The sequence below is a fragment of the Brevibacterium sp. CT2-23B genome, assembly GCF_013168765.1.
GTDB classification, from domain to species: domain Bacteria; phylum Actinomycetota; class Actinomycetes; order Actinomycetales; family Brevibacteriaceae; genus Brevibacterium; species Brevibacterium sediminis.
Map to the genome: position 1 here is coordinate 743186 of NZ_JABBYK010000001.1, position 24480 is coordinate 767665.

The 24480-nt window shown below is 64.8% G+C and carries 18 protein-coding genes; 4 read left to right on the top strand and 14 right to left on the bottom strand.

The features are described from left to right. Positions 1-3: 3 nt before the first annotated feature. Positions 4-561: a hypothetical protein gene (locus HIM68_RS03520; RefSeq protein ID WP_172169614.1), complete on the bottom strand. Its 558-nt coding sequence runs from the start codon at positions 559-561 to the stop codon at positions 4-6. A 226-nt stretch (positions 562-787) separates the two neighbouring features. Between HIM68_RS03520 and tkt the strand changes: the two genes are divergently transcribed. From tkt to HIM68_RS03535, 3 genes are read left to right on the top strand one after another with little or no spacing between them, the layout of a single operon-like run. Then, positions 788-2869: a transketolase gene (tkt, locus tag HIM68_RS03525; protein WP_172169617.1), complete on the top strand. Its 2082-nt coding sequence runs from the start codon at positions 788-790 to the stop codon at positions 2867-2869. Next, complete coding sequence (gene tal, locus HIM68_RS03530; RefSeq protein ID WP_172169620.1) at positions 2866-3969, top strand: transaldolase; 1104 nt, start codon at positions 2866-2868, stop codon at positions 3967-3969. The genes tkt and tal overlap by 4 nt, the downstream gene beginning before the upstream one ends. Next, complete coding sequence (locus HIM68_RS03535; protein ID WP_172169623.1) at positions 3966-5597, top strand: glucose-6-phosphate isomerase; 1632 nt, start codon at positions 3966-3968, stop codon at positions 5595-5597. The genes tal and HIM68_RS03535 overlap by 4 nt, the downstream gene beginning before the upstream one ends. Before the next feature lie 155 nt (positions 5598-5752). Here the strand turns inward: HIM68_RS03535 and secG are convergent, their stop codons facing one another. From secG to HIM68_RS03585, 10 genes are all read right to left on the bottom strand, one after another. Continuing rightward, the gene (gene secG, locus HIM68_RS03540; RefSeq protein WP_101544300.1) at positions 5753-5998 is read right to left on the bottom strand and encodes a preprotein translocase subunit SecG; all 246 of its coding nucleotides are present in this window, start codon (positions 5996-5998) and stop codon (positions 5753-5755) included. Between the two features lie 55 nt (positions 5999-6053). Further along, the gene (tpiA, locus tag HIM68_RS03545) at positions 6054-6839 is read right to left on the bottom strand and encodes a triose-phosphate isomerase (RefSeq protein ID WP_172169626.1); all 786 of its coding nucleotides are present in this window, start codon (positions 6837-6839) and stop codon (positions 6054-6056) included. A gap of 14 nt (positions 6840-6853) precedes the next feature. Beyond that, the gene (pgk, locus tag HIM68_RS03550) at positions 6854-8071 is read right to left on the bottom strand and encodes a phosphoglycerate kinase (RefSeq protein WP_172169629.1); all 1218 of its coding nucleotides are present in this window, start codon (positions 8069-8071) and stop codon (positions 6854-6856) included. After that, a complete protein-coding gene (gap, locus tag HIM68_RS03555; RefSeq protein WP_172169632.1) occupies positions 8068-9069 on the bottom strand; it encodes a type I glyceraldehyde-3-phosphate dehydrogenase in 1002 nt (333 codons plus the stop codon). The genes pgk and gap overlap by 4 nt, the downstream gene beginning before the upstream one ends. 9 nt (positions 9070-9078) lie before the next feature. Then, a complete protein-coding gene (gene whiA, locus HIM68_RS03560; protein ID WP_139467292.1) occupies positions 9079-10062 on the bottom strand; it encodes a DNA-binding protein WhiA in 984 nt (327 codons plus the stop codon). Between the two features lie 25 nt (positions 10063-10087). Continuing rightward, positions 10088-11083, bottom strand: a complete 996-nt coding sequence (gene yvcK / locus HIM68_RS03565) for a uridine diphosphate-N-acetylglucosamine-binding protein YvcK (RefSeq protein WP_172169635.1) — start codon at positions 11081-11083, stop codon at positions 10088-10090. Between the two features lies 1 nt (position 11084). Beyond that, positions 11085-11981 carry an RNase adapter RapZ gene (gene rapZ, locus HIM68_RS03570; protein ID WP_139467293.1) on the bottom strand — a complete coding sequence of 299 codons (897 nt, stop codon included), beginning with the start codon at positions 11979-11981 and terminating at the stop codon, positions 11085-11087. Positions 11982-12059: 78 nt separating this feature from the next. Then, a complete protein-coding gene (uvrC, locus tag HIM68_RS03575) occupies positions 12060-13919 on the bottom strand; it encodes an excinuclease ABC subunit UvrC (RefSeq protein ID WP_172169638.1) in 1860 nt (619 codons plus the stop codon). 5 nt (positions 13920-13924) lie between these two features. Then, positions 13925-16795, bottom strand: coding sequence for an excinuclease ABC subunit UvrA (uvrA, locus tag HIM68_RS03580; RefSeq protein ID WP_172170283.1), 2871 nt, complete (start codon positions 16793-16795; stop codon positions 13925-13927). Positions 16796-16852: 57 nt separating this feature from the next. Next, positions 16853-19348: a DUF3516 domain-containing protein gene (locus HIM68_RS03585; RefSeq protein ID WP_172169641.1), complete on the bottom strand. Its 2496-nt coding sequence runs from the start codon at positions 19346-19348 to the stop codon at positions 16853-16855. Positions 19349-19413: 65 nt separating this feature from the next. Here HIM68_RS03585 and HIM68_RS03590 point away from each other — a divergent pair, with 65 nt between their 5' ends. Next, entirely contained in the window at positions 19414-19704 is a 291-nt protein-coding gene (locus HIM68_RS03590; protein ID WP_172169644.1) for a YciI family protein, read from the top strand. A gap of 132 nt (positions 19705-19836) precedes the next feature. Here the strand turns inward: HIM68_RS03590 and HIM68_RS03595 are convergent, their stop codons facing one another. From HIM68_RS03595 to coaE, 3 genes are all read right to left on the bottom strand, one after another. Then, positions 19837-20895, bottom strand: coding sequence for a TerC/Alx family metal homeostasis membrane protein (locus tag HIM68_RS03595; RefSeq protein ID WP_139908084.1), 1059 nt, complete (start codon positions 20893-20895; stop codon positions 19837-19839). 186 nt (positions 20896-21081) lie between these two features. Then, a complete protein-coding gene (uvrB, locus tag HIM68_RS03600; protein WP_253903699.1) occupies positions 21082-23214 on the bottom strand; it encodes an excinuclease ABC subunit UvrB in 2133 nt (710 codons plus the stop codon). A 90-nt stretch (positions 23215-23304) separates the two neighbouring features. Continuing rightward, positions 23305-24480 (bottom strand): dephospho-CoA kinase, encoded by a 1176-nt coding sequence (gene coaE, locus HIM68_RS03605; RefSeq protein WP_172169647.1) that lies wholly within the window; start codon positions 24478-24480, stop codon positions 23305-23307.

The following is a 24480-nucleotide window of genomic DNA, read 5'->3' on the forward strand; positions in this document are numbered from 1 at the left end:
ATTCTACCTGTTGTCGAAGTTTTTGCCAGTCGCGCGCAGGCGAGTCGAGTCACTGACGATGCGGACGAGGAAGGCCACCGCCGCACACACCGGAGCAAGCACGACGACCTGCACGATGAGCACTGAGATGAAGCTCAGCGAGGCCGACTGCGGATCCGTGCGGAGGAGATTCGCATCGACGCACAAGCCGATGAATCCGGTGATGACGGAGTAGACGAGGGCGGTCGTCCACACCAGTCCGCCGCGCCGTGCATTGAGCATCACGGCCAGCGCTGCTGCGAAGGGGGTGAGCAGAAGGAGTGTGCCCAACGTCCACAGGCCGAGCTCCCCGATGTCGACGGTGCCGCGGAGCGGCTGGGCGATCGCCGACGACACGGCGACGGTAGCCACGGCGAAGAACACCGGGCACGCCGTGCCGATCCGGGAGATCAGCCGACGGAGCCCCCTCGTCTGTTCGGCCACCTCGGCGAAGTCGGGGCGCCTGCCCGCCGGCCGATCGGATCGCTGGTCCCCGCTGTCTGCGACGGCGGCATCGATCACGGGATCAGCACCTTTGCTCACCCTGTCATCCCTCCAGTCAGGCACAGTCCATTTTCGGTCTCCGCAGCACACAGCAGCCATTGGATGTCGAACCCGCAACTGTGCGCGAGACCACACTTTACCCGTCGGTAGCCTAAATGTCTCGCTCCCTCTCAGCACGGCGGGTGAACAGGGGCGGCGCTTCAGGCATCCGACGGGTAGAGTTTGAATGCACGCTCTTAAGACGAACGAAGGATCGCTCGACGACATGACAACTCTGTCCTGGACTGAACTCGACAATCGCGCAGTCGACACTGCCCGCCTCCTCGCCGCGGATGCGGTGCAGAAGACAGGGAACGGGCACCCGGGCACCGCAATGAGCCTGGCTCCCATCGCACACTACCTGTATCAGCACGGACTCACTCACGACCCGGCCGACCCGACTTGGGTCGGCCGTGATCGTTTCGTCCTCTCCTGCGGTCACAGTTCGCTCACGCAGTACGTCCAGCTCTACCTGGCAGGGTTCGGGCTCGAGCTCGACGACCTCAAGGCGCTGCGCACATGGGGTTCGCTCACCCCGGGGCACCCGGAAGTCGGCCACACCGCCGGCGTCGAGATCACCACGGGGCCCCTGGGCTCCGGACTGGCCTCGGCCGTGGGCATGGCCATGGCCGCTCGCCGTGAACGCGGACTCTTCGACCCCGAGGCGGCTCCCGGCAGCTCACCGTTCGACCACAACATCGTCGTGCTCGCCTCGGACGGCGACCTCGAAGAGGGAGTGTCCGGTGAGGCGTCATCGCTGGCAGGGACGCAGGAGCTGTCGAACCTGCTGGTGATCTGGGACGACAACAAGATCTCCATCGAAGACGACACCGCGATCGCCTTCGGCGAGGACACGGCCGCCCGGTACGCCGCCTACGGCTGGCACGTCCAGCACGTCGACTTCACTGCCGGCGGTGACTACCACGAGGACATCGAAGCCTTCCACGCCGCCGTCGAGGCTGCTCGCGCGGATTCCCGCCCCTCGTTCATCCGCCTGTCCACGATCATCGCCTGGCCGGCCCCGAACGCGCAGAACACCGGCGGGTCTCACGGTGCGGCCCTCGGCGAGGACGAGATCCGGGCGACCAAGGAGGTCCTCGGCTTCGACCCGGAGTCGACCTTCGCCGTCGACGACGAGGTTCTCGCTCACACTCGTCAGGCCCTGGACCGCGGTCGTGCCGCCCACCTCGAATGGGACAAGTCCTTCGCCGAATGGCGCACCGCCAACCCGGACAACGCCGCCCTCTTCGACCGTCTGTCCAAGCGCGAGCTGCCCGCCGGCCTCGATGCGGCTTTCCCGGTCTTCGAAGCCAGCGGGAAGGGCATCGCCACTCGCGCGGCGTCCGGTCAGGTTCTCAATGCGATCGCCGAGACCATGCCCGAACTCTGGGGCGGTTCCGCCGACCTCGCGGGCTCGAACAACACTCTGATCAAGGGTGAGCCGAGCTTCCTGCCCGCTCACCGCTCCACGGGTGCATTCTCCGGCCACGAGTACGGACGCAATATCCACTTCGGCGTCCGCGAGTTCTCCGCCGGTCTCATCGGCAACGGCATCGCCCTGCACGGCGGAACCCGCCCGTACAACGGCACGTTCCTCGTCTTCAGCGACTACCAGCGGCCGGCCGTGCGCCTGGCTGCCCTCCAGCAGCTGCCGAACCTGTTCGTGTGGACCCACGATTCGATCGGCCTCGGTGAGGACGGACCGACCCACCAGCCGATCGAGCACCTCTCCGCGCTGCGGGCGATCCCCGGCCTCGACCTCGTCCGACCGGCCGATGCGAACGAGACCGCGGTCGCATGGCGGAAGATCCTCGAACGCACCGACGGCCCCAGCGGACTCGTCCTGACCCGACAGGCCGTGCCGGTCCTCGACCGTGAGAAGTACGCCCCCGCCTCCGAGGCCGCACGCGGCGGCTATGTGCTCACCGATACCGGTGACCAGCCCGAGGTGGCCATCATCGCCAGCGGTTCCGAGGTCGCCATCGCTCTCGAGGCCGCCGAAGCTCTGCAGGCATCGGGCACAGCCGCTCGCGTCATCTCCATGCCGTGCCAGGAATGGTTCGACGCTCAGCCGGAGGACTACCGGGCCACCGTGCTGCCGCGAACGCTGAAGGCACGGGTAAGCATCGAAGCCGCCTCGGCGATGAGCTGGCACAAGTACCTCGGCGATGCCGGTCGTGCCGTGTCCATCGAACATTTCGGTGCATCCGCGGACTACCAGACCCTGTACGAGAAGTTCGGCATCACGGCCTCGGCCGTCGTCGACGCAGCCAAGGAATCCATCAACGCAGCAAAGGCGGAAGCATGAGTGAACGTCTCCAGCAGCTCAGCGCGGCCGGAGTCTCGATCTGGCTCGACGACCTCTCGCGCACCCGACTCGAATCCGGGGATCTCGCCCGCCTCATCGAGAGATCCTCCGTCACGGGTGTGACGACGAACCCGACGATCTTCGCGAACGCGATCTCGGCAGCCGACGACTACGACGCTGCGGTCGCCGAGCTCGGTGCCTCCGGTGCCGATGTGGATGAGGCCATCGAGGCACTGACCACAGCGGATGTCGCCGAGGCGGCCCGCCTGTTCCGTCCGGTCTTCGAGTCCACGAACGGCGAAGACGGTCGCGTGTCGATCGAGGTCGCTCCCCCGCTGGCTCATGATGCGCAAGCGACCGTCGCCTCGGCGAAGGCCCTGTGGGAACGGGTCGGCGAACCGAATGCGATGATCAAGATCCCGGCCACCGAGGAGGGACTCCGCGCGATCTACGAAACGATCGCGGCCGGGATCAGCGTCAACGTCACGCTCGTGTTCTCCCTGACCCGCTACCGCCACGTCGTCGAAGCCTTCCTCCAGGGGCTGGAGAAGGCCCGCGCCGCCGGTCATGACCTCTCGACGATCCGGTCGGTGGCCTCGGTGTTCGTCTCCCGGGTGGACTCCGAGATCGATTCCCGACTCGATTCCATCGACGACCCGAAGGCCGTGGAGCTCAAGGGCAAGGCGGGCATCGCGAACTGCGTGCTCGCCCACGAGATCCACTCGCAGCTGTTCACCTCCGAACGCTTCCGAGTCCTCGAACTCGCCGGGGCCCGTCCACAGCGTCTGCTGTGGGCTTCGACCGGAGTGAAGAATCCCGACTACGCCGACACGATGTACGTGACCGGGCTCATCGCACCGAACACCGTGAACACGATGCCCGAACCCACCCTGGAGGCGTTCGCCGACCACGGTGAGGTCACCGGCCAGATCACGTCCGAGCACTACCGTGCCGCCGACGAGGTCTTCGACGCTCTGGCACGACTGGGCATCGACTACGCCGAGGTCATGACCGTGCTCGAAGAGCAGGGGCTGGAGAAGTTCGACGTCAGTTGGACCGAACTCCAGGAAACGATCCGTACGGCTCTGGACCGCTCATGAAGCTCTCACTCTCTGTTCCCGTCGATGAGGAGTTCGAGGCAGAGGCCGCGCGTCTCATCGACGCCGGCCTGGCTTCCCGGCTGAGCGCCAAGGATGCGGAACTGTTCGACGGGGCCGCCGACGCCGCGGACCGGATGGGCTGGGTGGATCTTCCGCAGAACGCCGCAGATCTGCTCGATAAGATCGAATCCCTGCGGTTGCGTCTGCAGGAGCAGGGTCTGCGCACGATCAGCTTGGCCGGAATGGGCGGATCATCGCTCGCTCCCGAAGTGATGGCTCAGACGGTCGGTGTCCGACTCGAGATCATCGACTCGACCGATCCCAATCAGGTCGCCGAGGCGATCGGCACCGATCTCGAACACACGGTCCTCATCATCGCGTCGAAGTCCGGAACCACGGTGGAGACGGATTCGATCCGCCGCAGCTTCGCCGCGGCCTTCGAGTCGATCGGCGTCGATCCGGCGTCCCGGATGATCGCGATCACCGATCCGGGAACCGAACTCGAGGCGCTGGCCGCCGATCAGGGCTTCCTTGCGACCTTCCTCGCCGACCCCACGGTCGGCGGACGCTTCAGTGCTCTCTCGGCCTTCGGACTCGTCCCCGCGGGTCTGGCCGGTGCCGATGTGCGCGGGATCATCGCAGAGGCCGCCGCGGCCGCCACCGACCTGTCTGCCGACGGTCTGGACAATCCTGCACTGCGGTTCGGCGCTTGGCTGAGCATCGCCCACGCCCGGACGACGGAGAAGCTCGTCCTCGCCGAAACCGCAGAGCAGCTGAACGGGCTCGGGGTCTGGATCGAGCAGCTCATCGCCGAATCCCTCGGCAAGGACGGTCAGGGCATCCTTCCCGTCGTCGTCGACTCCCCCGCCGACATCGGGTTCTCCGATGCACGCGCAGACGCACTCCTGTGCCTGCTCGGGCCGGCAGCCGATGACTCGGAGCTGGGTGCGCCGTCCGGATTCGAAGCGACTATCACCGGTGGGTTGGGCGAGCTGTTCCTGTTCTGGGAATACGCCACGGCCATCGCCGGATACAGCATCGGGGTCAATCCCTTCGACCAGCCTGATGTGGAGGCCGCGAAGGCACAGGCCAGGCACCTGCTCGACGGACCGGACTCGGGTTCGACGGAGCAGCCGCGGTTCCGTGAGGGAGACATCGACGTTCTCGAGGTCGTCGACGAGGCCACTGATCTCGTCGGAGCTCTGGAGGAGCTGTTCTCGCAGGTCGACGAGTACGGATATGTCGGCATTCAGGCCTACCTCGATCGGATCGCCGATGCCGAGGCTGCGGATCTGCGTCCGCTCGTGTCCACACATGCCGGAGTGCAGACGACCTTCGGCTTCGGCCCCCGCTACCTGCATTCGACCGGTCAGTACCACAAGGGCGGTCATCCGAACGGAGTGTTCCTCCAGATCACCGGTGAGGCTCGCACTGACCTGCTGGTGCCGGGACGCGACTTCGGCTTCGCTCAGCTGCAGCGCGCCCAGGCCGCCGGCGATGCGGCGGTGCTGAGTGAGAAGGGCCGACCCGTGGTGCGTCTGCACCTGCTTGATCGTTCTCGTGGGCTCGAACAGCTGCGGGAGGCGATCGGGTCGATCAGCCCGCGCCACCACTTCGGCCACGACTGATCTGCCTGAAACGGCACTGATCCGCCGGAGCGAGGGACAGAGCACGAACAGAGAAGGACCCCGACCGATTCGGTCGGGGTCCTTCTCATTCGTCCACCGGGGCGTCGCCTCGGTGTCGGTGTCTCACGGTCTCGGCATCAGCGAGCCACGATGGCTCAGGAGTTGAACCGAGTGAGGACGCCCAGCAGGATGATGCAGGCCGCCCAGATGATCGCCATGAGCGTCGTGAACCTGTTGAGGTTGCGCTCCGCGACGCCCGAGGATCCCAGCGACGAGGACATTCCGCCGCCGAACATGTCGGACATGCCACCGCCCTTGCCCTTGTGCATGAGGATCAGCAGGGTGAGGAAGATGCTCGTGAGCACGAGCAGCGCGATGAGAATGATGTTGAGGATTTCCACGTCGGATTCAACCTATGTTTCGTCGAGTGTTTCGTCGAATGATGCGTCTGTCAGTCTACTTCGCGACCGCGGCCTTGCACAAAGCGGCGAAGTCCGGACCGCTGAGGCTCGCACCTCCGACCAGTGCGCCGTCGACGTCCGCGGAGGCGACGATTTCGGCGACGTTGTCGGCCTTGACCGACCCGCCGTAGAGAATGCGGGTGGTCTGGGCAAGAGCCTCGCCGTACTTCTCACCGATGCGTGCGCGGATCGCCGATGCCATCTCGGCGGCATCGGCGGCAGTGGCTGTCTCTCCGGTGCCGATCGCCCAGACGGGTTCGTAGGCGATGACGAGGCCGGAGAGGTCGCCTGCGTCGAATCCGGCCAGCGACTCCTCGAGCTGTCCGAGGGTGAACTCGACGTGGCTCTTCTCCTGCCGCTGTTCCAGCGACTCCCCCACGCAGAGGATCGGTGTGAGTTCAGCCGAAAGTGCGGCCTTGATCTTCGCGGCCACGACCTCGTTGGTCTCGTGGTTGTCGGCACGGCGTTCACTGTGGCCGATGACCACGTAGCTGCAGCCGAGGCGGGAGAGGAACGATGCGGCGATCTCTCCGGTATGCGCTCCGGGAGCGTGCTGGGAGACGTCCTGGGCACCGTACTTCAGCCAAAGCTTGTCCCCCTGGACGAGTGTCTGCACCGAACGGATGTCGGTGAACGGCGGAATGACGACGACTTCGCAGTCGGTGTCGTCGAGTTTGGCGTCCTCGAGTGCCCAGGCGAGCTTCTGGACAGCGGAGATCGCCTCCAGATGATCGTGGTTCATCTTCCAGTTGCCTGCCAGTAGCAGGGTGCGGTCGCTCATGGTGTCTGTCTTCCTCATCCGAGTGCGTCGAGTCCGGGCAGGGTCTTGCCTTCGAGATATTCGAGGCTGGCACCTCCGCCGGTGGAGATGTGGCCGAAGGCGTCATCGGCGAAGCCGAGGCTGCGCACGGCGGCTGCGGAATCGCCGCCGCCGACCACGGTCAGCCTCTGTCCCCCGCTGCTGCCTTCGTCGGCCAGAGCTTGGGCTACGGCTTTGGTGCCGGCGGCGAAGGCCGGGAACTCGAAGACGCCCATCGGCCCGTTCCAGAACACAGTGGTCGAGCCTGCGATGATCTCGGCATAGGCGCGCGCCGATTCGGGGCCGATGTCGAGGCCGAGGCCGTCGCCTCCGGCCGGAGTGTCTTCGAGTTCGGCGACGGGCCGGACCCAGTGCTCGGCGTCGGCGGCGAAGGAGGCGGCCATGACGATGTCCGTGGGCAGGACGATGCGTGCACCACCGGACCGGGAGCGTTCGAGGTAGCCCTTGACGTCGTCGATGCGGTCCTTCTCGACCAGGCTCGACCCGATGTCATGACCGAGTGCGGCGAGGAAGGTGAAGACCATTCCCCCGCCGATGAGCAGATTGTCGGCGCGGTCGATGAGGTTGTCGATGACGCCGAGTTTGTCCGAGACCTTGGATCCGCCGAGAACGACGGTGAACGGGGATTCGGGGTTGTTGAGCAGCCTGTCGCTGACCTCGACTTCCGCACGCACGAGTGAGCCGGCATAGTGCGGGAGGAGGCCAGCGATGTCGTAGACCGAAGCCTGCTTGCGGTGGACGACGCCGAATCCGTCGGAGACGAAATCGTCGGCCAGCGCTGCCAGCTGGGTGGCGAATTCCTGGCGCTCAGCATCGGACTTCGCCGTCTCGCCGGGATTGAAGCGCAGGTTCTCCAGCAGCAGCACGTCACCGTCGGACAGGGCTGCGGCCTTCGTCTGCGCATCGTCACCGACGGTGTCGGCGGCGAAGGCGACCGGACGGCCGATGGCTTCGGCGAGTTCGGGGACGATCGGGGCCAGTGAGAACTGCGGATCCGGTTCTCCCTTCGGCCGGCCCAGATGCGACATCACGATGACCTTGGCTCCCGCCTCGGCGAGGGACCTGATCGTTCCGGCCGAGGCCAGGATGCGACCGCGGTCGGTGATCGTGCCGTCGTCCATCGGCACGTTGAGATCGCTGCGGACGAGCACCGTGTGTCCGGCGAAGATGCCCGCATCGTCGAATGTCCTCATGAGTCCCTTTCGCTGAGAATGTAGCTGACCATGTCTTTGAGTCGGTTCGTGTATCCCCACTCGTTGTCGTACCAGGCCACGACCTTGATCTGGTCGCCCAGCACCATCGTGAGCTTGGAATCGACGATCGCCGAGGCGGTGGTGCCGACGATGTCGCTGGAGACGAGTTCGTCGGTGGAGAAGTCGAGGTAGGGCGATCCGTCCGCGGCGGAGGCGAGGATCGCGTTGACCTCGTCGCGGTCGGCGCTCTTGGAGGTGGTGAAGGTGAAGTCGATGATCGATCCGGCGGGCACGGGTACACGCACGGCGAGTCCGTCGAGCTTGCCCTCGAGGTGGGGCATGACGCGGCCGACGGTGCGTGCGGCTCCGGTGGTGGTCGGCACGATGTTGACGGCGGCGGCTCGGGCGCGACGCAGGTCCCGGTGGGGTCCGTCGACGAGCATCTGGTCGCCTGTGTAGGCGTGAACGGTGTTGAGCAGACCGGATTCGACGCCGAGGGCGTCGTCGAGCGCCTTGACGACGGTGGCCATGCAGTTCGTCGTGCACGAGGCGTTCGAGACGACGGAGTGCGCGGACGGATCGAAGGTGTCTTCGTTCACCCCCATGACGAGGGTCGCGTCGACGTCCTTTCCGGGGGCGGAGAGCACGACGGTCTGCACGGTGCCGCCGAGGTGGGCCTCGGCCTGGTCCTGCCGGGTGAAGCGTCCGGTGGATTCGACGACGAGTTCGACCTTGTGCGAACTCCAGTCGATGGCGGACGGGTCGGCTTGGCTCGTCACCGCGATCTCTCGTCCGTCGACGATGATCGCCTCGTCGGCGGCGTCGACATCATGGTCGAAGCGAGGCCACACGGAGTCGTGGGAGAGCAGATGAGCCAGGGTCGTCGTATCGGTGAGATCGTTGATGGCCACGACCTCGAAATCAGCATCGGGTTCGAGGGACAGACGGAACAGGGCACGGCCGATGCGGCCGAAGCCGTTGATGGCGATTCGTCTCATGCCTCGATCTTAGCGATCCTCGAGCATTTCCGGGGTCAGACTGGCTTCGGTGCCGGGAATTCCCAGTTCTTCCGCATGCTTGTCCGCAGTGGACAGCAGCCTGCGGATCCGGCCGGCCACCGCGTCCTTCGTCATCGGCGGGTCGGCGAGCTGACCGAGCTCTTCGAGGGACGCCTGTTTGTGGGTCACGCGAAGCTGACCGGCGTAGCGGAGGTGTTCGGGGACGTCGTCGCCGAGGATCTCCAGGGCGCGTTCGACCCGGGCGCCGGCGGCCACGGCGGCCCGTGCCGAGCGACGCAGGTTCGCATCGTCGAAGTTCGCCAGGCGGTTCGCGGTCGCGCGGACCTCCCTGCGCATCCGCCGTTCCTCCCAGACCAGCACGGCGCTGTGGGAGCCCATGCGGGTGAGCAGCGCGGCGATATCGTCGCCATCGCGGATGACGACGCGGTCGACTCCCCGGACCTCGCGGGCTTTCGCACTCAGTCCGAGTCGGCGGGCTGCGCCGACGAGGGCAAGAGCCGCCTCGGGGCCGGGGCAGGTGACTTCCAACGCCGAGGAGCGCCCCGGCTCGGTCAGTGATCCGTGGGCGAGGAAGGCTCCGCGCCAGGCGGCTTCGGCATCGGCGACGGAGCCGTTGACGATGGCCGAGGGCAGTCCGCGCACGGGACGGCCGCGGTTGTCGACGAGTCCGGTCTGGCGGGCCAGTGCTCCCCCGTCACGGGTGACGCGCAGCAGGTAGCGGTTGGAGCGGCGGATTCCGGCGGCATTGATGACGACGATGTCGGCATGCTGACCGTAGAGATCCTTGATCTCCGCTCGCAGCCGTTTGGCGGCCTGGGCAGTGTCGAGTTCGGCTTCGAGAACGATCGAGCCGTTGACGAGGTGGAGGGCGGAGGAGAAGCGGAAGATCGAGGACACCTCGGCCTTGCGGGCGGAGGTGCGAGTGATCTTCACTCGCGCCAACTCGTCCTTGACCTGAGCGGTCAGTGCCATAGCTCGTCCTCCTGCACCTGAAGTTCTACCACTGCTCGGCGACGCCGATCCCGGCGTCCAACAACATGTCACGGTAGCATGCCGCCAGCTTGAGGCTGTCATGCTGTCCCTGCCTCCGTGAGCGCAGGGGACGTTCCCAGAGTTTCGCTCCGAACATGTCCTCGGCCCGCTGCGGCAGGTCGGGTTCGAGTTCGGTGGCCGCCTCGTCGACGAGGACATAGTCCAAGGTCAGTGAGCGGGCATGACGGTGGAGGGAGACGAGGTGTTCGCCGAGGCTCAGGTCCTTCGTCTCACCGTCGGTGGAGCTGAGGTTGAGCGTGAGGGATTTCACCGCTTTTGAGGCCACGATCGCCTCGGCGAGCGAAGGCACGAGCAGGTGCGGCATCACCGAGGTGTACCAGGAGCCGGGGCCGAGGTTGAGAACATCGGCCTCCTCCACGGCTTCGATCGTCTCGTAGCGGGCAGGTGGAGCAGCCGGGTCGAGGCGCACGGTCTCGACGTGGCCGATCGTGGAGGCGAGCACGGACTGTCCGCGCACGACCTGGAAGGAGCCGGGGAACTTCACATCGGCTTCGATCGTCAGCGGGACCGAGGACATCGGCAGCACTCGACCGTGAGCGCGCAGCAGCCGGGCCATCCAATCCAGGCCGGCCACATGGTCGCCGTGGATCTGCCACAGTGCTGCGATGAGCAGATTGCCCACCGCGTGACCGTGCAGCTCACCTGTCGATTCGAACCGGTGCTGGATGACATCACGCCAGGTCTGGCCCCACGTGCCGTCGTCGCAGAGCGCGGCCAGAGCCATCCGCAGATCGCCGGGAGGCAGTCCGCCGAGTTCGTCGCGCAGTCGTCCGGATGAGCCGCCGTCGTCGGCGACTGTGACGACCGCGGTGAGGTCTTCGGTGAGCAGACGGAACGCCCTCAGCGCCGCGTAGAGTCCGTGGCCTCCGCCGAAGGAGACGATATTGGGACCGTCCTTCTGTGCGCCCGTGGAGATGACGGGCAGATCTTCGGTCTCCATGTCATTCTCTTCCCAGATCGCGGTGACGCACGGCCACTGGGATCCCGGTCTGGGCCGACAGCAGTCGTCCGACCCTTTCGCTGATCGCCACGGAACGGTGTTTGCCGCCCGTGCAGCCGATGCCGATCATCGCGTAGCCGCGGCCCTCGTGCAGATATCCCTCGGCGACGGTGGACAGGGTTGCGGCATAGCGTTCGATGAATTCCTCGGCGCCGTTCTGCTCGAGGACGTAGGCCGCGACATCGGAGTCGAGTCCGTTGTGTCCGCGCAGATGGGGAATCCAGTACGGATTCGGCAGGAAGCGGACGTCGGCGACGTGGTCGGCGTCCTTGGGCAGGCCGTATTTGAAGCCGAAGCTCATCACCGTCAGCCGCAGCGGCGGGGTGTCGTCGTCGCTGAAGCGTTTGCGCACCTCCGCGGAGAGCTGGTGCACGTTGAGGTCGGAGGTGTCGACGATGATATCGGCGCGGTGTTTGAGGGACTCGAGTTCGGCACGTTCGGCTTCGATGCCGTCGAGCAGGGTCCCCTCCCCCTGCAGTGGGTGGGGCCGCCTGGTCGATTCGAAACGTCGGACGAGGACTTCGTCGGAGGCGTCGAGGAAGACGATGCGCAGGGACAGACCCTGATCGACGAAATCGCTGATCGTCTCCTGCAGTTCGGTGTATTTGGTGCGCCCTTTGGCGTCGATGACGATGGCGATCTTCGGCAGGGCGCCGTCGGCACGGGCGACGAGTTCGACGAGCGGACGCATCATCTGCGGCGGCAGGTTGTCGACGACATACCAGTCCATGTCTTCGAGCACATTGGCCACGGTGGTGCGGCCTGCTCCGGACATGCCGGTGACGAGCACAACCTCGATGGGGTGGTCGGATCCGTTCGATTCGGCCTGCACGCTCACTCGTCCTCCTCTGTCCGTGCCCGATCGGTCGGTGGGCACTGTACCTCTCGGCACTACTCTAGGGCAGAATCGCAGAGCTCAGTCGGCCAGAGCCGTGACGATCTTCGCGGCGAGGGAGGGACCGATTCCCTTGACCTCGCAGATCTCCTCGGCGGTGGCAGCACGGACCTTCTTCACGGATCCGAAATGGCGCAGCAGAGCGGTGCGCTTCGACTCTCCGAGACCCGGAATGTCGTCGAGCACGGAACTCGTCATCGCCTTCGCACGTTTCGACCGGTGATAGGTGATGGCGAAGCGGTGGGCCTCATCACGCAGGCGCTGCATGAGGAAGAGCCCTTCGGAGTTGCGTGGGAGGATGACCGGGAACGGATCGTCCGGTATCCAGATCTCTTCGAGCCGTTTGGCCAGACCGACGACGGAGATGTCGACGATGCCGAGATCCGTCAGTGCCCGCGTCGCTGCCGCAACCTGCGGGCCGGCACCGTCGACGACGAGGAGGCTGGGCCGATAGCCGAAGCGCTCATCGGGCTCCTCGGAGGTCATCTGTTCGAGGTAGCGGCTGAAGCGACGGGAGACGACGTCGTACATCGAAGCCGTGTCGTCGGCCGCGGCTTCACCGTGGATGGCGAAGTGTCGGTAGTCGCGTTTCTTCGCCATTCCGTCTTCGAACACGACGAGGGAGGCGACGACGTTCGATCCCTGGGTATGGGAGATGTCGATGCATTCGATGCGCAGCGGTGCTTCCGGCAGGTCGAGGTGCTCCTGGATCTCCTTGAGCGCCTGGCTGCGGGTCGTCAGGTCGGACGAGCGTTTGAGCTTGTGCTGGATGAGCGCTTCCTTCGCGTTCTTCCCCACGGTCTCCAGGGCCGCCTTCTTCTCCCCGCGTTCGGGTACCCGCACGGTCACCCGCGAACCGCGCTGCTCGCTCAGCCAGGCCTCCAGGGATTCCAGATCCGCCGGCAGTGTGTCGACGAGGATCTCCTTCGGAATGGCATCGGCATCGAGCCCGGAGTATGCCTGTCGCAGGTAGTCGGTGGTCAGTTCCGCGGGGGTGTGATCATCGGAGCGTTCGATGATCCAGCCGCGTTGGCCGCGGATACGACCCTGGCGCACGTGGAAGACCTGGACGGAGGCTTCGAGCTCCTCGGTGACGAGGGCGAAGATATCGCAGTCGGCGCTCACCGACAGGACGACGGCGGACTTGTCGAGGACCTTCTGCAGGGCGGAGATCTCGTCGCGCAGACCGGCCGCGCGTTCGTAGTCGAGTTCGGCCGCGGCTGTGGCCATCTCCTTCTGCCGGTGGCTGATGAACCGGCCGGTGTTTCCGGACATGAAGTCGGAGATGCTGCGGGCCAGGTCCTTGTGATCGTCCTTGCTGATCTGACCGACGCAGGGAGCAGCGCATTTGTCGATATAGCCGAGCAGGCAGGGCCTGCCGCTGCGTTCGGCCCGACGGTAGACCCCTGCTGTGCAGGTGCGCATCGGGAAGGCCTTGAGCAGCAGGTCCAGGGTGTCCTTGATCGCCCACACCTGAGCGAAGGGACCGAAGTACTTCACGCCCTTGCGGCGTTTTCCCCGGGTGATGAAGGCCCGAGGCACCTCGTCATTCATCGTGATCGCGAGGTAAGGATAGGACTTGTCGTCGCGGAACATGACGTTGAACCGCGGGTTGAACTCGTTGATCCACGTCCATTCGAGCTGCAGGGCTTCGACCTCGGTGTCGACGACGGTCCATTCCACCGAGTTCGCGGTGTGGACCATCGTCGAGGTGCGCGGGTGCAGCTGGGCGGGGTTGGCGAAGTACGAGTTGAGTCGGTTGCGGAGGTTCTTCGCCTTTCCGACATAGATCACCCGCCGGTCGGGGTCACGGAATTTGTAGACCCCGGCCGATGTGGGGATCGACCCGGTGGCCGGACGGTAGGTGGATGGATCAGGCATTCGGATCAGGACTTGAGCATCGGTTTGAGGAACCGTCCGGTGTGCGATTCGGTCACCTCGGCGACCTCTTCGGGAGTGCCTTGGGCGATGATCTGCCCACCGCCGCGGCCGCCCTCGGGTCCGAGGTCGATGATGTGATCGGCATTGCCGATGACGTCGAGGTTGTGTTCGATGACGATGACCGTATTGCCTTTGTCGACGAGTCCCTGGAGGACCATGAGCAACTTCGAGATGTCCTCGAAGTGCAGACCGGTCGTCGGTTCGTCGAGCACGTAGACGGTGCGACCGCGGGAGCGCTTCTGCAGTTCGGCGGCGAGCTTGACACGCTGTGCCTCGCCACCGGAGAGAGTCGTGGCCGGCTGGCCGAGTCGGACATAGCCGAGCCCCACCTCGACGAGGGTCTTGAGGTGTCGCGAGATCGCAGGAATCGCGGCGAAGAAGTCGTTGGCCTCCTCGATGGGCATGTCGAGGACCTCGGCGATGTTCTTGCCCTTGAACGTGACCTCCAGGGTCTCCCGGTTGTACCGAGCGCCCTGGCAGACCTCACAGGGGACGTAGACGTCGGGCAGGAAGTTCATCTCGATCTTGATCGTGCCGTCGCCGCTGCAGTTCTCGCAGCGTCCGCCCTTGACGTTGAAGGAGAACCGACCGGGCAGATAGCCCCGGACCTTCGCCGATTCGGTTTCGGCGAACAGCCGGCGCACATGGTCGAAGACGCCGGTGTAGGTCGCGGGATTCGACCGCGGGGTGCGACCGATCGGAGACTGGTCGACGTGGACGACCTTGTCGAGATTGTCCAGGCCGGTCACGCGCTTGTGCCGTCCCGGCACCCGGGAGGCGCCGTTGAGGACGTTGGCCATCTGTGTGTAGAGGATCTCGTTGACCAGAGTCGATTTGCCCGAACCGGACACGCCGGTGACGGCGGTGAGCACACCAAGGGGGAAGGACACCGTGACGTCTCGCAGGTTGTTCTCCACGGCCTTCTCGACGGTGACCATCCGGTCCTTGTCGACGGGGCGGCGGGTCGGCGGGATCTGGATCGCCCGTCGGCCGGAGAGGTAGTCGCCGGTGATCGATCTCTCGGCATCCTTGAGGCCGGTGACGGGACCGGAGTAGACGACCTCGCCCCCGTGCTCGCCGGCACCGGGTCCGATATCGACGATCCAGTCGGCGGATTCGATGGTGTCTTCATCGTGTTCGACGACGATGAGGGTGTTGCCGAGATCCTTGAGCTTGTTGAGCGTTTCGATGAGTCGGCGGTTGTCGCGCTGATGCAGTCCGATCGAGGGCTCGTCGAGGACGTAGAGGACGCCGACGAGGCCGGAGCCGATCTGCGTGGCCAGGCGGATGCGCTGGGCCTCACCGCCGGAGAGCGTACCGGCGGCCCGGTTGAGGCTGAGGTAGTCGAGGCCGACGTCGAGGAGGAAACCGAGGCGGGCGTTGATCTCCTTCATCACCTGCGCCGCCACGGCGGCATCGCGGGAGCTCAGCTCGAGGGAGCCGAGGAAGGAAGCCGCTTCGTCGAGGGCGAGTTCGGAGACCTCGGCGATGGACCTGTCTCCGACCTTGACGGCGAGGATCTCCGGTTTGAGGCGCGTACCGTCACAGCTGGCACACGGGATCTCGCGCATATAGGACTCGTAGCGTTCCCGCGACCACTCGGATTCTGTTTCCTCGTGCTTGCGCTGAATGTATTGGTAGACGCCTTCGAAGCCCGTCGAGTACGTGCGTTCACGCCCGAAGCGGTTCTTGTACTTGACGTGGACCTTGTAGTCCTTGCCCGTCAGAATCGCGGTCTTCGCGGACTTCGGCAGCTTCTTCCACGGCGTCTTCATATCGAAGCCGAGTTCGTCGCCGAGGCCCTTGAGCAGACGGTTGAAGTACTTCGAGACCTGTTTGCCTCCCGACCAGGGGGCGATGGCCCCGGAGCCGAGGCTGAGGTCCTCGTCGGGGACGACGAGATCTTCGTCGACCTGCAGGCGGGTGCCGATGCCGTCGCAGGTGGGGCAGGCGCCGAAGGGCGAGTTGAAGGAGAATGAGCGGGGTTCGATCTCGTCGATCGTCAGCGGGTGCTCGTTCGGGCACGACATGTGCTCGGAGAAAGTGCGGGTCGTGCCTTCGTCGACGAGTTCGATGTCGATGCGTCCGTCGGCGAGCCCCAGCGCGGTCTCGACGGAGTCGGTCAGCCGCGGGCGCATTCCCGATTTGGCGACGAGGCGGTCGACGACCACGGAGATCGTGTGCTTGTACTGCTTCTCCAAGGTCGGCGGTTCGCTCAGGCTGATCTGCTCGCCGTCGACGATGGCCCTGGAGAAGCCCTTGGACTGCAGGTCGGTGAAGAGGTCGACGAATTCGCCCTTGCGGGACCGGACGACGGGTGCGAGGACGAGGAACTTCGTCCGCTCCTCGAGTTCGAGCAGCTGGTCGACGATCTGCTGCGGGGTCTGCTTCGTGATGACCTCACCGCAGACGGGACAGTGCGGGATGCCGATCCGCGCCCACAGCAGGCGGAGGAAGTCGTAGACCTCGGTGATCGTGCCGACGGTCGAACGCGGATTGCGCGATGTCGATTTCTGGTCGATCGACACCGCTGGAGACAGCCCTTCGATGAAGTCGACGTCGGGTTTGTCCATCTGCCCGAGGAACATCCGGGCATAGGAGGACAGGGATTCGACATAGCGTCGCTGCCCCTCGGCGAAGATCGTGTCGAAGGCCAGCGAGGATTTGCCGGAACCGGACAAGCCGGTGAACACGACCATCGAGTCGCGCGGCAGCGCGATCTCGACGTTCTTGAGATTGTGTGCTCGCGCTCCCTTGACCCACAGGGTGTCGAGATGGGAGACGCCTGTCACTTGCTCACCGTTATTGGTTTTCATCACCTGACCACTGTATTACTCGGCACTGACATTGCTGTATTCGCAGCGGTTTCCGGCTCATCTGCCGATCTCCCCGACGGAGATGATGCGGAGCACGATATCTCCGGATTCGTCGCTGGCGGCCACGTCCACCTCGGCGTCGATGGCCCAGTCCCTGTTGTCGTCGGGATCGGCGAGGATCTGTCGGACGCTCCATGTGTCTGAACCGGGTGTGATGTCGATATATTCCCGACCGCGGGCCTTCTGGTCGACGATGAGCTCCCCGTATTCGTCGTAGAAGTCCTCGATCGCGTCTTCCCAGGCCCGGGAGTCGAATCCGGATTCGGAGTCGAGGCGGCCGAGCTCCGTGTAGTTCGCACGTTCGGCCAGCAGCACTCGGTGGAACAGGGCATTGCGGACCTCTGCGGTGAACACCCTCGTATTCCCGGAGAAGCGGCGGTCGAGTGCCGGCAGATCGTCGGGAGCTTCGGTGGGGTCGAGTCCCTGCAGGGTACGCCATTCGTCGAGCAGCGACGAATCCGTCCGGGCGATGGTCTCACCACACCATTCGATGATGGTCTCGAGTTCCTCGGTCCGGTTCTCCGCGGGGACGTTGTGGAGCAGTGCGCGGTAGACGTCGGTGAGGTAGCGCAGCAGGCTGCCCTCGGCCCGGGCGAGACTGTAGTAGCCGACGAACTGGGTGAAGCCCATGGCCTGCTCGAGCATGTCGCGGACGACGGATTTGGGTTCGAAGCCGCCTCGGTGCAGCCAGGGATGAGTCTCGACGAAGTGGTCGAAGGCCGGGTCGAGCATCTCGGCCAGGGGTGCGGGACTTTCGATCTCGTCGAGGATCGCCATTCGTTCGGCGTATTCGACGCCCTCGGCCTTGAGTTCGGCCAGGGTCTCTCCCTTGATCCGGTCGAGTTGGCCCTTCAGTATCTGGAACGGCACCGAGGTGGTCGCCTCGACGACGGATACGACGTCGAGGGCGTAGGTGTCGTCGTTCTCGTCGAGAAGCTCCAGTGCGGCAAGCACGAAGGGAGCCAGGGGCTGGTTGAGCGCGAACTGGGGGCCGAGGTCCTGGGTGGCGATGAGTTCGCTGCCGCGGACCTCGATGAGTCCGGCGTCGATGAGGGAGCGTCCGATGCTGATCGCGGTGAGTTTGAGGTCGAGCCGGCGTTCCCGTGTCTCATGCGTCTTGTCGATGAAGTCGCTGATGGTCGACACATCGGAGCCGGGGCGGGCGACGAGGTTGAGGATCGTCGAATGGTCGATCTTCATCCGCGGACGCAGGGTCTCGGATTCGCCTTCGATGAGTTTTGCGAAGGTCTCTTCGGACCAGCCGACGAAGCCGACCGGGGCAGCCTTCTTCTTGACCTTCTTCTTTTTCTTCTTGTCATCATTGGCCGCTTTGGCTTCTGCCTTGAGGTTGTCGATGACGTGTTCGGGGGCTTGGGCGATGACGTAGCCGCGGGTGTCGAATCCGGCGCGGCCGGCGCGGCCTGCGAGCTGTTGGAACTCGCGGACGCTGAGTCGGCGCATCTTCCGCCCGTCGAACTTCGTCAGTCCGGTCAACAGCACGGAGCGGATGGGCACATTGATGCCCACACCGAGGGTGTCGGTGCCGGAGATGACGAGCAGCAGTCCCTTCAGCGCGAGCTGTTCGATGAGGCGGCGGTACTTCGGCAGCATTCCGGCGTGGTGGACGCCGACGCCGTGCAGCAGCAGTTTGCGCAGACTGGTCCCGAATCCCTTGCCGAAGGTGAAGCCCTTGATGGCTGCGGCGATGGCGGCCTTCTGTTCCTTGGAGGCAAGGTCGACCGAGAGCAGGTTGGTGGCGAGGTCGATGGCACCGTTCTGAGAGTAGGAGACGACGTAGACCGGGGCCTTGTCGTTGCGGACGAGTCCGCGGAGAGTGTCCGAGAGCGTCTCCGTCGAATATTCGTAGTCGAGCGGGACCGGCCTGGTCGCCGAGGTGACCACGGAGGAGTCGCGTCCGGTCGTCTCCGTCATCGTCCGTCGGATGTCGGTGGTGTCGCCCAAGGTGGCGGACATGAGGACGAACTGGGTCTGCGGCATCTCGAGGAGGGGCACCTGCCAGGCCCAACCGCGGGAGGGGTCGGCGACGTAGTGGAATTCGTCCATGACGACCATTCCGGCGTCGAGCATTCCGCCTTCGCGCAGCGCCTGGTTGGCCAGGATCTCCGCCGTGGCGCAGATGACGGGCGCCTCCGGGTTGACGGTGGAGTCGCCGGTGATCATCCCGACGTTCTCTGCGCCGAATGCGTCGATGAGGGAGAAGAACTTCTCGCTCACCAGGGCCTTGAGCGGGGCCGTGTAGTACGACCGGATCCCGCGAGTGAAGGACTGGTAGAGAGCGAACAGAGCGACGAGTGACTTCCCCGAGCCGGTCGGGGTCGCCATGATCGTATTATCTCCGGCGAGGATCGTGAGGAACGCCTCGTCCTGAGCCGGGTAAGGCTCGACTCCGATCTCTCGGCAGTATTCGCCGAAGGACTCGTAGATCGTGTCGTCGTCAGCGAATTCCGCTGGGATCTCCTGCAATCTGGCCACGCTGATGCACAGACCTTTCCGATTAGACTGATTCCATCCTATTGCTCGACACCGAGGAGTCACATATGCCGGTCTTCGCCGTCACCTACCACTATGGTCCCGATACTGATACGCGGATGGAACATCGCCCCGCGCATCGCCGCTGGCAGGCGGAGCTGAATGAGACCGGTACGATCCTCGCCTCCGGTCCCCTGGACAACGATCCGCAGCCGGGAGGGCTGCTGATCCTCAACGCTGCCGACCGTGCGGAGGTCGAAGGCCACCTCGCCGCCGATCCCTATGCCTCGCTCGGTGTCATCGAGTCGACGGACATCCGCGAATGGACTCCCGTGTTCGGCCCCTTCGCCCAGGGCTGAGCGTCGCACTGCCGGTCCGGTTCTGCCCTGACCGGGAAGACACGAGCGGGGTCCGTCTCGAGAGATCGAGACGGACCCCGCTCGCTCTGTACCGACACCGAGGCGGTGCCGACGCAAACGTATCCGATCGGCTCAGGCCTCTTCGGATTCGTTCGAGCTGACGTCTTTGAAGGAGATGCCGTCCTTCTTCATCTTCACGAGTGAGGCGACGGTGGCCACCACCATGGCGAGGACGATGACGGTCAGGGACAGCCACGTCGGCACCTCGGGGATCGAGTGACCCCACGAGAGGAACTCCCAGTCGCTCGAGTGCAGAGCGTGGATGATGAGCTTGACGCCGATGAAGCCGAGGATCGCGGCGATTCCGTAGTGGAGGTAGACGAGCTTGTCGACGAGTCCTCCGAGCAGGAAGTACAGCTGACGCAGTCCCATGAGGGCGAACACGTTCGCGGTGAACACGAGGAACGCATTCTGAGTGACGCCGAAGATCGCGGGGATCGAGTCGAGCGCGAACATCACATCGGTCGAGCCGATGGCGATGAACACGATGAACATCGGGGTCCAGTACTTCTTGTTGTCGTCGAGGGTCACCCGCAGCTTGTTGCCGTGGTATTCGTCGACGACGTTGATCCGCTTGCGCAGGAACCGGATGAGACCGTTTTCGCCGTCGCCGTCGTCTTCGGAGCTGAAGGCCTGCCGGTAGGCGACGATGAGGAGGAAGATGCCGAAGATGAAGAAGACCTCGACGAAGGCGCTGATGATCGCCGCACCCGCGAGGATGAAGATGCCGCGGAAGATGATGGCGATGATGATGCCGACCATGAGCACTTCCTGCTGGTACTTCCGCGGTACCGAAAAGCTGCCCATGATGATGATGAAGACGAACAGGTTGTCGATGCTCAACGAGTACTCGAGCAGCCAGCCGGTGAGGAACTCGCTGCCGTGCTGGGCATCGCCGATGGCGAAGAGCGCGCCGGCGAAGACCAGAGCCAGGGCGACGTAGAAGGCGACCCAGATGCTCGCTTCCCGCATCGACGGGGTGTGTGGGCGCTTGACGACCAGCAGGAGGTCGAAGACGAGGATCGCAACGACGATGATTCCCGAGGTGATCATGAACCAGACGGGAATCGGAGATTCGCTCGCAGCAGCGGCGTTGCCGCCGGCCGCGAGCGTGGAGGACAGAATATCCATGGATGCCTTTCGTGGTGAACAGGATGTATCCAGGTCGAAAGTCTCTCCCACGCGGTGATGCTGCGTGCGCTCCGCGGCCGGACCCCTTGTGGGGTCGTGGTGACGACCGCGGATGGACGGGATACTCCCTTTCGCCAGCACACCAGTATAAACACGCGAGCATCACTCGCGCGTCACCGGTGCGGATCAGGCGTGCCCGGCCTCCTTCATCTGGCGCAGCTCCTGCTTGAGGTCGGAGAGCTCATCGCGCAGTCGTGCGGCGAGTTCGAACTGCAGCTCCGCGGCGGCCGAATGCATCTGCGAGGTCAGCGATTCGATGAGTTCGGTGAGGTCGGCCGCCGGCGGGCGCAGCGAACCGGGTTTGCCGGCGGCTTCCCTCTGTTCGTCGGTCAGGGTCGAGTTGTAGCCGCGCTTGCCCTTGCCGTAGTCGAATTCGGTGAGCAGCTCTCGAGTGTCCTCGTCCTCACGCTGCAGTCGTTCGGTGATGTCGGCGATCCGCTTGACCAGCGGGGCAGGATCGATTCCGTGCTCTTCGTTGTAGGCGATCTGGATGGCGCGCCTGCGGTCGGTCTCGTCGATGGCGGTGCGCATCGAATCCGTGATCGTATCGGCGTACATGTGCACCTGGCCGTTGAGGTTACGTGCGGCACGACCGATCGTCTGGATGAGCGATGTCGACGACCGGAGGAAGCCTTCCTTGTCGGCATCGAGGATCGCCACCAGCGAGACCTCGGGAAGGTCGAGACCCTCACGCAGGAGGTTGATGCCGACCAGCACATCGAATTCGCCCGCACGCAGCTCTGTGAGCAGCTCCACACGTCGCAGAGTGTCGACATCGGAGTGGAGGTACTGGACCCGGATATCGTGTTCGAGCAGGTAGTCGGTGAGATCTTCGGCCATCTTCTTCGTCAGCGTCGTCACGAGCACACGTTCGTTCGCGTCGACTCGGGTCTTGATCTCGTCGAGGAGATCGTCGATCTGCCCCTTCGTCGGCTTGACCTTGATCTCGGGGTCGACGAGTCCGGTGGGGCGGATGATCTGCTGGACGTATCCGTTGGCGTTGCCGAGCTCGAAATTGCCGGGTGTGGCCGACAGGTACACGCTCTGTCCCACGCGCTCCCGGAACTCGTCGAATTTCAGCGGCCGGTTGTCCATGGCACTGGGCAGGCGGAATCCGTGCTCGACGAGGGTGCGCTTGCGAGACATATCGCCTTCGTACATTCCGCCGATCTGCGGGACCGTGACATGGGACTCGTCGATAACGAGCAGGAAGTCCTCGGGGAAGTAGTCGAGCAGGCAGTTCGGTGCCGAACCGGGATCGCGGCCGTCGATGTGCCGGGAGTAGTTCTCGATGCCGGAGGTGAAGCCCATCGACTCCATCATCTCGAGGTCATAGGTTGTGCGCATCTTCAGCCGTTGGGCTTCCAGCAGCTTGTTCTGCGATTCGAACTCGCTCAGCCGGTTCTGCAGCTCGTCCTCGATGCCGCTGATCGCAGTGGCCATCCGGTTCTCACCGGCGACGTAGTGGCTGGCTGGGAACACGTGGATGGTGTCCTCGTCGCGCACGATCTCACCCGTCAGCGGGTGGAGGGTCTGCAGCGATTCGATCTCGTCGCCGAAGAATTCGATCCGCAGCGCGAGCTCCTCGTACTGTGGGATGATCTCGACGGTGTCTCCTCGCACGCGGAAGGTCCCGCGGGTGAAAGCCATGTCATTGCGGGCGTACTGCATCGACACGAAGCGTTTGAGCAGTTCGTCCCGATCGCATTCGTCGCCCTTGTGAAGGGTGACCATCCGATCGACGTATTCCTCAGGAGTGCCGAGACCGTAGATGCACGACACCGTCGAGACCACGACGACGTCGCGTCTGGTCAGCAGCGAGTTCGTGGCCGAGTGCCGGAGACGTTCGACTTCGTCATTGATCGAGGAGTCCTTCTCGATGAACGTGTCAGTCTGCGGCACATAGGCTTCCGGCTGGTAGTAGTCGTAGTAGGAGACGAAGTACTCGACCGCGTTGTTGGGCAGCAGCTGTCGGAACTCGTTCGCCAGCTGCGCGGCGAGAGTCTTGTTCGGCGCCATGATCAGGGTCGGTCTCTGCACCTGCTCGATGAGCCATGCCGTCGTCGCCGACTTGCCTGTGCCGGTGGCACCGAGGAGGACGATGTCCCGCTCACCCGCGTCGAGCCGGTCGGAGATCTCTCGGATCGCCGTCGGCTGGTCACCGGAGGGAGAATACTCGGAGACGACCTCGAACGGCGCCACCTCGCGGGTGACGTCGGGGCGGTGGCCGATCGCTGGCAGGGGGCGTTCTGAGCTCATAGTCCAACCCTAGCCCCCGCCCCTGACATTGGGCAGACCGGAGTCGGAACGGCAGCCTCGGCGAAATGCCTGCCGACATGTGTCAGCGTGTCAGTCGAAGCTGTCGGGCACCAGTCGGCGGCGCATCTGCAGGAAGTACGGTTCCTTCGATTCCGCATATGTTCGCATCATCTGCCCGTTCGTCCCGCCCGCAGCCTTGGCTTCGGCCAAACGGTCTCTCTTCAACTCGAGGTAACGGTCCCGCTCCCCCGTGTCTGCGATGAGCAGGTCACGGAACGCGCGGGCGAAGCGCACACCGACCGAGTCCGCGGTGCGCACATGCAGATTGACGGCGCGGCCGGGGTCCGTGTTCGCGTGGAACCATTTCCCTTCGGTCGACTCTTCGCCGAGGTGGTCGCTCATCTCGGCTCCCGGATAGCCGAGTTCGGCCAGTCGGGGTGCCAGCTCCCTGGCGGCGGTGAGATCGGGGACGAGGAGCTGCAGATCGATGACGTCCTTGGCGGGCAGTTCCGGCACAGAGGTGGAGCCGATATGTTCGATGGCGAACTCCTCGCCCGTGCCGTGTCGCAGCTTCCTGATCGCTCTCTGCGCGTCACCGATCCAGTCGGCATCCGCGGGATCGACGAGTTCGAGGGCTGCCTTCGGTGCCCGCTGCCCGGACGCGAGATTGGCGGAGAAGGGCCGGATCCGCGATTCGATGAGCCGGGCGACCGCGGCCTTCGTCTCTTCGACGGGACCGGAGTTGTCGATGATGACATCGCAGGCTGCTCGGCGGGTGTCGTCATCGGCTTGGCGGGAGATCCGTGCGGCGGCGTCGTCGCGGTCCATTCCGCGGGAGTCCATGAGCCGCTGCAGGCGCACTTCGGCGGGCACGTCGACGAGGAGATTGAGGTGGTAGGCCGGTGTCATGTCGTTCTCGACGAGCAGCGGGACGTCGTGGACGACGATCTCGGCGTCGGCGTACATGGCGAAGTGTTCGGCGGTGCGGTCGCGGATCGCCGGATGCATGAGGCCGTTGAGCCGTGCTGTGTGCTCGGAATCGACGAAGGCTGCCGCGGCCAGTGCCGGCCGGTCGAGCGAACCGTCGGAGTGCAGCACCTGCGGCCCGAAGGCCTCGGCCAGTCTCTCGAGCAGCGGCTGTCCGGGTTCGACGACTTCGCGGGCGATCCTGTCGGCGTCGACGAGCACCGCCCCGTGTTCGACGAGCATTGCGGACACCGTTGACTTTCCGGCGCCGATTCCGCCGGTGAGACCGATTCTCAGCAT